Source organism: Pseudoalteromonas sp. S558, from assembly GCF_005886635.1.
Taxonomy (GTDB): Bacteria; Pseudomonadota; Gammaproteobacteria; order Enterobacterales; family Alteromonadaceae; genus Pseudoalteromonas; species Pseudoalteromonas aliena.
Map to the genome: position 1 here is coordinate 1 of NZ_PNDU01000313.1, position 10,335 is coordinate 10,335.

General features: G+C 39.1%; 7 protein-coding genes. 2 read left to right on the forward strand and 5 right to left on the reverse strand.

The annotated features are described in order from the left end of the window. Window positions 1-215: 215 nt before the first annotated feature. The 5 genes from glyA to CWB66_RS18015 form a co-directional block, all read right to left on the reverse strand. Window positions 216-1,472, reverse strand: coding sequence for a serine hydroxymethyltransferase (glyA, locus tag CWB66_RS17995; RefSeq protein ID WP_024589760.1), 1,257 nt, complete (start codon window positions 1,470-1,472; stop codon window positions 216-218). A gap of 269 nt (window positions 1,473-1,741) precedes the next feature. Beyond that, a complete protein-coding gene (gene thrC / locus CWB66_RS18000; protein WP_138586441.1) occupies window positions 1,742-3,025 on the reverse strand; it encodes a threonine synthase in 1,284 nt (427 codons plus the stop codon). Window positions 3,026-3,036: 11 nt separating this feature from the next. Further along, on the reverse strand, window positions 3,037-3,972 hold the full coding sequence (gene thrB / locus CWB66_RS18005) for a homoserine kinase (protein WP_138586442.1): 936 nt from the start codon (window positions 3,970-3,972) through the stop codon (window positions 3,037-3,039). Between the two features lie 9 nt (window positions 3,973-3,981). Continuing rightward, on the reverse strand, window positions 3,982-6,399 hold the full coding sequence (gene thrA, locus CWB66_RS18010) for a bifunctional aspartate kinase/homoserine dehydrogenase I (protein ID WP_138586443.1): 2,418 nt from the start codon (window positions 6,397-6,399) through the stop codon (window positions 3,982-3,984). Between the two features lie 227 nt (window positions 6,400-6,626). Beyond that, window positions 6,627-6,992 (reverse strand): response regulator, encoded by a 366-nt coding sequence (locus CWB66_RS18015; protein ID WP_077535900.1) that lies wholly within the window; start codon window positions 6,990-6,992, stop codon window positions 6,627-6,629. Between the two features lie 363 nt (window positions 6,993-7,355). Between CWB66_RS18015 and CWB66_RS18020 the strand changes: the two genes are divergently transcribed. Continuing rightward, a complete protein-coding gene (locus CWB66_RS18020) occupies window positions 7,356-9,122 on the forward strand; it encodes a sensor histidine kinase (protein ID WP_077535901.1) in 1,767 nt (588 codons plus the stop codon). Between the two features lie 84 nt (window positions 9,123-9,206). Further along, window positions 9,207-10,124: a recombination-associated protein RdgC gene (rdgC, locus tag CWB66_RS18025; RefSeq protein ID WP_077535902.1), complete on the forward strand. Its 918-nt coding sequence runs from the start codon at window positions 9,207-9,209 to the stop codon at window positions 10,122-10,124. Window positions 10,125-10,335 lie beyond the last annotated feature (211 nt).

A 10,335-nucleotide genomic window follows, 5' to 3' on the forward strand; every position in this document is an offset into this window, starting at 1 on the left:
GTAAAAACCGAGCAACAAAGAGTAAATCGCCCCTAGGACGAACCCGAGGGCAGTGCATGTTTGGCATTTATGCTGCGTTATCGCCTATTTGTGTGGAGTAACCACACTACATAGACTCTGCCTTGCCTAAAAACCAAACATACTACTGCAAATTAAACCTCGAAAGATAAACAGGCCCCTAGCTGTTGTGATCTAAATTACTGCCGCTTATGCAATTAAGCGTATACAGGTAATTTTGCACAAATTGCTTTAACTTTTTCTTTAACTTGCGCCTGTACAGATTCATCAGTGATGTTATCTAGTACGTCACAAATCCAGCCAGCAAGCTCTTTTGATTCTTCTTCTTTGAAACCACGACGAGTGATTGCAGGAGAACCAATACGCAAACCAGATGTTACAAACGGAGAACGTGGATCGTTTGGCACTGAGTTTTTATTAACTGTGATGTTAGCGTTACCAAGGGCTGCGTCTGCATCTTTACCAGTGATATCTTTATCGATTAAATCGAGTAGGAATAAGTGGTTTTCAGTTTTGTCAGATACGATTTTGTAGCCGCGCTCTTGCATTACAGCAACCATTGCTTTTGCGTTTTTAACAACTTGTGTTTGGTATACTTTAAATTCTGGTTGAAGTGCTTCTTTAAATGCCACTGCTTTTGCTGCAATAACATGACATAAAGGACCACCTTGGCCACCAGGGAAAACTGCGCTGTTAAGCTTTTTATAGATTGCTTCGTCGCCACATGCAGAAATAATTAAACCACCACGAGGACCAGCAAGTGTTTTATGCGTAGTTGTAGTTACAACATGTGCATGAGGAACTGGGCTTGGGTAAACACCCGCCGCAATTAAACCTGCAACGTGAGCCATATCAACAAACAGGTAAGCACCGATTTTGTCAGCAATTTCACGAAATTTAGCCCAATCAACAATACCTGAGTACGCTGAGAAACCACCAATAATCATTTTTGGTTTGTGCTCAAGTGCCAGTGCTTCAACTTGTGCGTAATCAATTTCGCCCGTTGCTTCATCTAGTCCGTATTGAATTGCATTGTAAAGCTTACCAGAGAAGCTTACGTGAGAACCGTGAGTTAAGTGGCCACCATGAGCTAAGCTCATACCTAATACAGTATCGCCAGCGTCTAATAATGCTAGAAAAACAGCAGCATTAGCTTGCGAACCAGCATGTGGCTGTACGTTTGCGTAGTCAGAACCAAATAACTCGTTAGCACGGTCAATTGCTAATTGCTCAACAACATCAACATGCTCACAACCGCCATAGTAACGCTTACCTGGGTAACCTTCTGCGTATTTGTTTGTAAGCTGTGAACCCTGCGCTTCTAGTACGCGTGGGCTACAGTAGTTTTCTGAAGCGATTAGTTCGATATGCTCTTCTTGGCGAGCAGTTTCTTTGGTTATCGCGTCAAATAACTCTGGATCAAAATCCGAAATATTCATGCTACGTTCTAACATTGGGGTCTCCTAGGGCAACGTGTATGGTGTTTTTTAGAGGCTTTATTGTACGCTTTAAACGACTCTTTGCCTACGCTCTTAAGTTGAGGATATTTAAACAGGGATTGAAACTATTTCACAGCTCTTTTAAGATGATATTTTTTTATAAAGCCATAATAATTTTAAATGAATTATATTTACTACATTTAATTAGTAAATATAACTAAGTGTATTCATCCGTATAAAGTTATAAAAAAAGCGGCTCAAGCCGCTTTTCCTTTTAATTTAACTTAGCCTAATTTAGCGAGCATTTCGGTACGTAACGCGTCGTAATCGGCGTTCATATCGCTTGCTAGGCATGGTTTTGCTAGTGCATCAGCAAGTGGTTTTGGCATATCTAATTCAATATTTAAAATATCCTCTACACTTTCTTTAAACTTAGCAGGGTGAGCGGTTGCTAAAAAGATACCTGCAGCACCAGGCGCTCGATTTTCAACAAGACCTTGGTACGCAATAGCAGTGTGAGGCTCTGCAATATAACCCGTTTGTTGAATTTTTTTCATCACCGATTGCGTGTCTTGCTCGTTTACGCTTGTTGAATAAAAATTATCGTAGCTAAACCAGTTATTATCTAACATTGTTTGTACACGCGGCCAATTGTTTGGCTTACTTACATCCATTGCATTTGAAAGCGACTCAAGCGTTGCGTTTGGCGTCCACGTTTTATCAAGCATAAAGCGCGGCACAGTATCATTTTGGTTGGTTGTTGCACTTAGTTTGCCTACAGGTAAGCCAATAACCGCACTAATCATTGCAGCGCACACATTACCAAAGTTACCACTTGGTACTGATATGTGAGCCGTTGCGCGTTTTTCTTTTGGTAGCTGTGCAATGGCTTCAAAGTAGTAACAAACCTGAGCAACTAGACGGCTAATATTAATTGAGTTAGCTGAGTTTAGCCCAAGTGTTAATTTAACTTCTTCGTCTAAAAAGGCATTTTTAACTAACTCTTGGCAATCATCAAAGCTGCCCTCAACTGCGTAACAATGAATGTTATTACCAAGCGTTGTAAATAGCTTTTGCTGAGCAAGTGAAATTTTGCCTTTAGGGTATAAAATAACCACATCGACATTTGGTTTATTATAAAAAGCATGCGCAACTGCGGCACCGGTATCGCCCGATGTTGCTGTTAAAATAGTTACTTTCTCGTCTTTATTAAACTGCGCTAAACACTCTGCCATAAAGCGACCACCAAAGTCTTTAAACGCAAGTGTAGGACCATGAAACAGCTCTAAACAGTATGTGTTTTCTTCAACTTCCACCAGCTTAACTGGGAAGTTAAATGCGTTTTTAACCATTTGTGCCACAGTGTCGCTTGGTAGCTCATCACCAATTAGGTGTGATAATATTTTGCCGCTGCGTGTAACAAAGTCCATATCAAGCAATGCATCAACATCGGACAGTGGCGGCAGTGATTCAGGGAAAAACACACCTTGATTACGACCCAAACCTGTTTTCACGGCTTCAACGAACGACACTTTTTGTGAGCACTCTTTTAAATTATGTAATTGCATGACTACCTATCCTATAAAGCTGTTAATTGACGCGTGCCGTCGTTATCTAATTTACAAATGTGGCAAAAGCCTTGCTCGTTAATGTAATTTATTTCTAACCACTGCGCGCATCGCTGTGCAGCTTCAAGTGTTTTACATACGCTAAACAAGGTGGGCCCTGCGCCCGAAATACTCACTATTTCAGCGCCCAGCGCTGGCAAGCTTGCTTTGGCTTCACTAAAACCTTTAATAAGCGGTGCCCGGTAAGGTTCTGCTATTTCATCTTTCATTATGCTCAGCGCATCGTCAAAACGTTTAGTTAACAGTAAGCTACTAAATGCCGATAAACGCTGTGCAAACTCAACACTTGCATGCATGCTCAACTCTTTTGGTAAAACCGAGCGCGCTTTTGCAGTGTTGAGTGAAAAACCAGGGAACGCAGCAACGTAGTACCAATTATCATCAACAGGCAGTGCAATCGATTTATTAGGGATTAAATCACCTGTTAATTGCAAACCACCTAAATAACAAGGCGTGATGTTGTCGTAATGACGACCGCCACTTACAACGGCTTCAAAATCAGCCATAAGCTCTATAAGCTCAACTTGGCTTAGGTTTGTTTTGGCAAATTGATCAAGGGCAGCAAAAGTAGCCACTACTGAACACGCACTAGAGCCAAGTCCGGATCCAATTGGTAAGTTCTTTTTAAGTTCGAGCTTTACGCTTGGCATATTAGGCGCAACATGCGCTCTAAAATGCACTAAACACTGATACGCTAAATTCTCATTAGGATCACTTGGTAACTTGTGGGCGTAGTCGCCAGTGCAAATAAATTCGTCGCTTGGTGCTACGCTGACAACTGCTTCATCGCCTAATAAACTGCCATCAATTGGCGCAAGGGCTGCCCCAAGGGCATCAAAACCCACTGCAAAATTACCAATTGACGCCGGAGCATATACTTCAATCATAATGTGCTCCTAGCGCGATAACGTTTTCAAAATATCAGCAAAAACACCCGCTGCGGTTACTTCAGAGCCTGCACCATAACCACGAATTACAAACGGACGCGGTTGGTAGTATTGGCTTAAAATAGCAAGTGCATTTTCGCCATCGCGAATAACACTAAGTGCATGTTTTTCATCTACCGCTTCAATACCTACTTTACAGTGTTCTTCTTTAATTGTACCTACATAACGAAGTACCTTACCTTCGCTCGCAGCACTTTGAATGCGGTCATTAAAATCAGCATCTAGGCTTGGTAGTTTTGCCATAAACTCATCAACGCTATCACCTTGTGCAAAACCAACTGGTAATACCGATTCAACTTCGATATCGCTTAGCTCCAACTTCATGCCGGCTTCGCGAGCAATGATCAATAACTTACGTGCTACATCGGTACCCGATAAATCATCACGAGGGTCTGGCTCAGTAAAACCGCTTTCTTTGGCTTTAATGGTTGCCTCAGAAAGTGATAAACCATCTTGAAGTGCGCCAAACATATACGAAAGTGAGCCTGATAAAATACCGCTAAACTCTAATAACTCATCACCCGCACCAAATAACGATTGTAAATTATCAATTACTGGTAAGCCTGCACCAACATTTGTTTCGTATAAAAATTTACGATTATTCTTTTGTGTTGCCGCAATTAAATCTTGGTAATACGTGTATGAGCTTGTTGTTGCTTTTTTATTGGCAGCAACTACATGAAAACCTGCATTTAAAAAGTCTACATACTGCGCAGCAAGTGCATCTGAAGATGTACAATCTACTAATACTGGATTCACTAAGTGGTTTTGCTTAACAAATTGCTCTACTAACTTTAAATCAAACGCTTGCTCAGATAAGGATAGTTTTTGCTGCCAATCACCAAAAGCAATACCTTCACTATCTAGATGTAATTGACGGGAGTTAGCAACACCATACAAATTGAGTTTAATATTACGCTTTTCAAGCCAAGCTTGTTGACGTTCAAGCTGATTAATAAGCTCTTGCCCTACTAAACCACAACCGAGTAAAAACACATCAATTGACGGCACATGCGTGAAAAAGTTTTCATGGCATATTTTTACTGCGTCATTACATAACTCACCATCAATTACCGCAGAAATAGCACTTTCTGTAGAATCCTGTGCAATTGCCACAATGTTTACTTGAGCTTGTGCAAGCGATGCAAAAAACTTAGCCGCTAAGCCACGGTGCGCGCGCATATTATCGCCCACTAAAGTAACAATGGCTAAATTACGTTGTACTTGTACAGGCTCAATAAGCCCTGCTTGTAATTCAAGTTCAAATGCAGTTTGTAACGCATCCAGTGCAAGCGCTAAATCAGTTTCGTGTACACAAAAGCTAATGCTAAATTCACATGATGACTGCGTGATCAATACAATTGATACGTTATCGTGAGCAAGCGCATTAAACACCTTAGATGCCATACCCACTTTACCTTTCATGCCTGGGCCTGAAACCGTTAGCATTGCAAGATCTTGTAGGCTCGAAAGCGCTTTTACTGGCTCATCAGATGAATAATCATTACCAATTAATGAGCCTTGTGCGTCTGGGTTATGCGTATTTTTAATTTCGCATGGCACGCCTGCTTTAGCACATGGCAAAATTGTTTTAGGGTGAAGTACTTTTGCACCAAAGTAAGAAAGCTCCATCGCTTCTTTATAAGATAAAAAATCTACTTTAGTGGCTTTTTTAATATAACGAGGATCAGCGCTGTATACGCCATCAACGTCTGTCCAAATTTGGCAAATTTCAGCGTCTAAACAGGCTGCTGCAATGGCTGCTGAGTAATCAGAGCCATTACGGCCAAGCGTTGTAAGCTCACCTTTGTCATTACTTGCTGTAAAGCCAGGCATGATATAAATAGTTGCAGGGTTTTCTTTAAGTACAGCTTGAAAGCGCGACTTACTTAAGACTAAATCAGCTTCGGCATCAATATAACCACCAGTAGAAGCAATACAACTTGTCGCTTCTAGGTATCTTGCATCGTGAGAGCTCAATAAAGCCTGCATTAAAGAAACACTAACGCGTTCTCCAAAGCTAATTACGAACGCACGAACTTGCTCAGGGCAACACTGTATAAGTGACACGCCATCTAGTTTATTTTTAAGCTCACCTAAGTTTGGCCAGCTTGTAACTACCACACCACTTTTTTCAACGTCAGCTTTTAAACCTTCACAACGGCTAACTAATATTTGCCATTGCTGCGAAAAATCTAAACCTTGCTCTGCGGCACTTGCCAGTGCAACTAGCGAATCGGTCATTCCACCTGGAGCAGAAAGTACCAAAAGCATTTCATCTTTTAATTGTGCTTTAACTAGCTGAGCTACCTGCTCAAGGCAAGCAAAGTCGGCAAGCGACGAGCCTCCAAATTTTAAAACGCGCATTATTTATGTTCCTCATCCCATAAAACGAAAAAGGCCTGTGTTCTAAGTGAACACAGGCCTTTAAATTTGTTGCACCGACCTATGCCACTATCCAGTAAGAATGGTGGTTGTAATAATGATGGTCAGTACGCGATTAATTGTTTTCATAGGCTAAGACTGCCTTAACAAAGGCTATGCTGTCAACCCTAAATTAAAAGATAAAACAGCCTTTTTTGACAAAAAAAGGCTCAATGAATGCCAAATTTATGCAGTATTTCATACATCCTATTTTTATCTATGGGTTTATTCACAAAATCAATTGCACCCAATTGAGTTACTCGCTGCTTCATTTTTTCTTGAATGTCAGCAGAGATAACAAGTACAAAGCACTCTATTTTATTTGCTTTTATGTGTTCAAGTACTTGGACACCATCTACTTCAGGCATAGTTAAATCTAAACACAATAAATCAAAATTATTCGTTTTAAATAGCTCAATGGCTTTTGCACCATTTACAGCCTGTTGGATATCTACATCAATGCACTGTTGCAGACACCTAATGACCTGTTTACGTGCGACGGTTGAATCGTCACATACCAAAATAGAAAAATTCATAGTTTTTACTACTGAGTGAACATAATTAAATTTGTTAATGAGGAGCTATCCATAGCAATACTTAGCATCCTACGTGTCAGTACCGCTATACGCAACAAAGTAGCGTTAACTCTTTTATATAAAGTTTATATTTGTTACGTTTATGTTAGTGTAGCTAGTTGCTTGTGTGTGCTTAAAAATAAAATAATTTGTAGATTAAAATAAATAGTTAATCCATTACAAGCTTTATCTATAGTAAATTAAAAGTTAACTAGAATATAAAAGGCAAGAAAATTAAATGTTTTATGTATTTTTAAGCATTTATTGACTAACTTTTAACTAAATAAATAAATATAGTCTAAACAAAGGAATAACTGAACACTCATGTTACAACAAAGCCTTTCTAAAAAGTTATTGACTAGCGTGCTATCAGTCTATTTTTTGCTGACATTTGTGGTCACTTGCGGGCAAGTTATTGCTGAGTACGTCAATACTAAAGATTATATTAGAGACGAATTAGCAACGTTACAAAAAACCTTCAGCCGCAGTTTAACTAGAGCAATTTGGGAATTAAATACCAAACAAACCATCACAACTGCTGAGGGGCTATTAGCGATCCCTATGATTGAAGGTATAATTGTGCGCGATGATAGTGGTGAAATAATCTCGCAGCTTGGTCGCTCTCTCGATATACACAAACTATATAGCCAACAATTGGTACAAGAAGAAGTTATTCTTGAAGACACTAAATCAGGTTTATTTGGGTATACCTTCCCGCTGATTTTTGAATTTTCAGGACGCGCAACTCAGGTTGGTGACGTTACGCTTTTTTCTAGTCGAGAAGTCGTTTTTAGCCGCATCATGGTGTCAATTTACTTTTTAATTGGCAATGCAATGATTAAAACTACTTTTTTAATTATTCTTTTTTTAATGGCTTTTAGAAAGCTGCTTACAGATCCCTTAGCCCAACTAACCGATCAAATAGAAAACTTAGAACTTGATGAACTCGAAGGTGAACATATTGAAATTGAAACCGATGAGCATAACGAACTCAAAGTTATGGAAAAATCATTCAATAGACTTATCGATAAAGTAGTTCAATATCGCAAAGAGTTAGAGCTCGCACAAAAAGAGCTCATTATTAGTAATGAAAAACTAGATCAACACAATGTTCAATTAGAACAAGATGTAGCTCGCAAAACATCAAACTTAAGCCAAGCTATGATGGATTTGCAACAACAAAAATACGAGCTCGAAAAACAAAAAATTGTCCTCACCGATGAAATCGATTTACGCCGTAGCACTGAACTTGAACTATTAACAAAACAAACTGAATTAGAGCGTTATGTAGAAGAATTAAGTCTTGCTCAAGAGCGCTTACTTGGCACAGAAAAAATGGCTGCACTTGGCGGGCTCGTTGCAGGGATAACTCACGACATTAACACCCCAATCGGTATTGGAGTAACTGCTATATCGTTTTTACAAGAGCGCCTAAATCAGATAGATGTTGCTTATAAAGAAAAAACTCTTTCACCTAAAGTGCTCGAAAACTTTATTAACGATGCGAAACAAAGTACCAGTTTGCTAACGACAAACCTAGACAGAGCGTCTGAATTAATAGCCAGCTTTAAACAAATTGCAGTTGATCAGGCAAGTGAAGCGGTCAGAACGATTAATTTTAAAGATTACATCAATGAGGTTATTCGCTCACTTCACCCGCAATTAAAAAAAACAGCGCACTCAATTAAGCTCGCGTGTCCTGAGGATCTAATCTTAAATTTACCTGCAGGCGCTATAAGTCAAATTTTCACTAATTTAATCATGAACTCGCTGATTCATGGTTTCGAAGGAAAAAACAACGGCATTATAGATATAAACATAGCCAGCAACGAAACCGATTTAATCATTAATTATAAAGATAATGGTAATGGAGTAACGAGCGAGCAACTCGAAAAACTATTTAATCCATTTTTTACAACTAAGCGAGATCAGGGCGGTAGTGGGCTTGGTACTCACATTATGCTCAATCTAGTAAAACAAACTTTAAGCGGCTCAATTGAAGCCACCAGTAATACTGGTGAAGGTTTAAGTTATGTAATTAAATTTCCCAAAAACATGCAAAAGCCTTTGCCTATATTTAATCAAGATTAAATCGTCATAACAATAAAATCAGTCATTTCGAGATACTGATTTTATTGTTATGATTGAACAAATTTTTCAAATGGATCAATCCCCATGTGGTTTAGTAACCTTATTTGTTACCGCTTTAAACAAGATGTTTCGTACACTCAAGAAGATTTCGATAAAGCATTAGAGCAAGATTTATTTCGTCCATGTACAGGCCAAGAGCTCTCTACATTTGGCTGGACTAAGGCATTTGGAAAGCACGGTGATACGCTATCGCATTTTTCACAAAAAAGTATTTTAGTTTGCGCCAAGCGTGAAGAAAAGGTTCTCCCTGCATCAGTTATCAACGAACTTGTTGCTGAAAAAGTCGATTTAATTGAAGCTGAAGAAAATCGCCCTGTTAAGAAAAAAGAAAAAGATGAATTGAAAGAAAATATCCTTCATGCCCTTCTTCCACAAGCATTTAAAAAATCGAGCCTACAGTTTGCATTTATCGATCAAGAAAATGGCTGGGTAGTAGTAAACAGTGGCAGTTTTAATAAAGCTGAAGAACTACTTGCGCTACTGCGTAAATCGTTAGGAACACTTCCTGTAGTTCCTGCTTTTGCTAATTACGACTTAGATGTATTTTTAACTGATTGGTTAACTAACTTCAGTACGCCAGAAGGTTTTGCTATAGGTTCTGACGCTGAGCTTGAAGAAGCAGATGACAGCGGCGCACAAGTTAAACTTAAAGGCCATGACCTATCGTGTGATGAAGTAAAATCGCATCTTGAAAGTGGTAAACGCGTCACTAAACTTGCACTTGATTGGCAAGAGCGCGTTAAGTTCATGCTGCAAAACGACGGTTCTATTAAGCGTTTAAGCTATTCAGAAACGTTAAAAGAAGAAAATGCAGATATCCCTAAAGAAGATATGGCTGTAAAACTAGACGCAGATTTCATTCTCTCATCAGAAGAGATCAAACAGCTCCTAGAAGAACTTACAAAAGGTTTAGGTGATGCTGACGACTTAGTTAAACCATAACCAGTTAAACATTAAAAAAGCACGATTTAATCGTGCTTTTTTAATGCGCTCAATTTACTAAGGTTAACTAACCTGAACTCTGGATAATAAATCTATCTCGAGCAGCTATTTTCAGCGCTAACTGCGTTGAATTTACTTGCAATAGGCCCGCTATTGACGCGTAAATTCGCCTTGTTTTCACTGAAAATCTCTGGCTAGAGAAAATAAGTTT

Coding starts and splice junctions, on each gene's coding strand:
- glyA (WP_024589760.1), bottom strand. CDS start 1,472: ATGTTAGAACGTAGCATGAATATTTCGGATTTTGATCCAGAGTTATTT.
- thrC (WP_138586441.1), bottom strand. CDS start 3,025: ATGCAATTACATAATTTAAAAGAGTGCTCACAAAAAGTGTCGTTCGTT.
- thrB (WP_138586442.1), bottom strand. CDS start 3,972: ATGATTGAAGTATATGCTCCGGCGTCAATTGGTAATTTTGCAGTGGGT.
- thrA (WP_138586443.1), bottom strand. CDS start 6,399: ATGCGCGTTTTAAAATTTGGAGGCTCGTCGCTTGCCGACTTTGCTTGC.
- CWB66_RS18015 (WP_077535900.1), bottom strand. CDS start 6,992: ATGAATTTTTCTATTTTGGTATGTGACGATTCAACCGTCGCACGTAAA.
- CWB66_RS18020 (WP_077535901.1), top strand. CDS start 7,356: ATGTTACAACAAAGCCTTTCTAAAAAGTTATTGACTAGCGTGCTATCA.
- rdgC (WP_077535902.1), top strand. CDS start 9,207: ATGTGGTTTAGTAACCTTATTTGTTACCGCTTTAAACAAGATGTTTCG.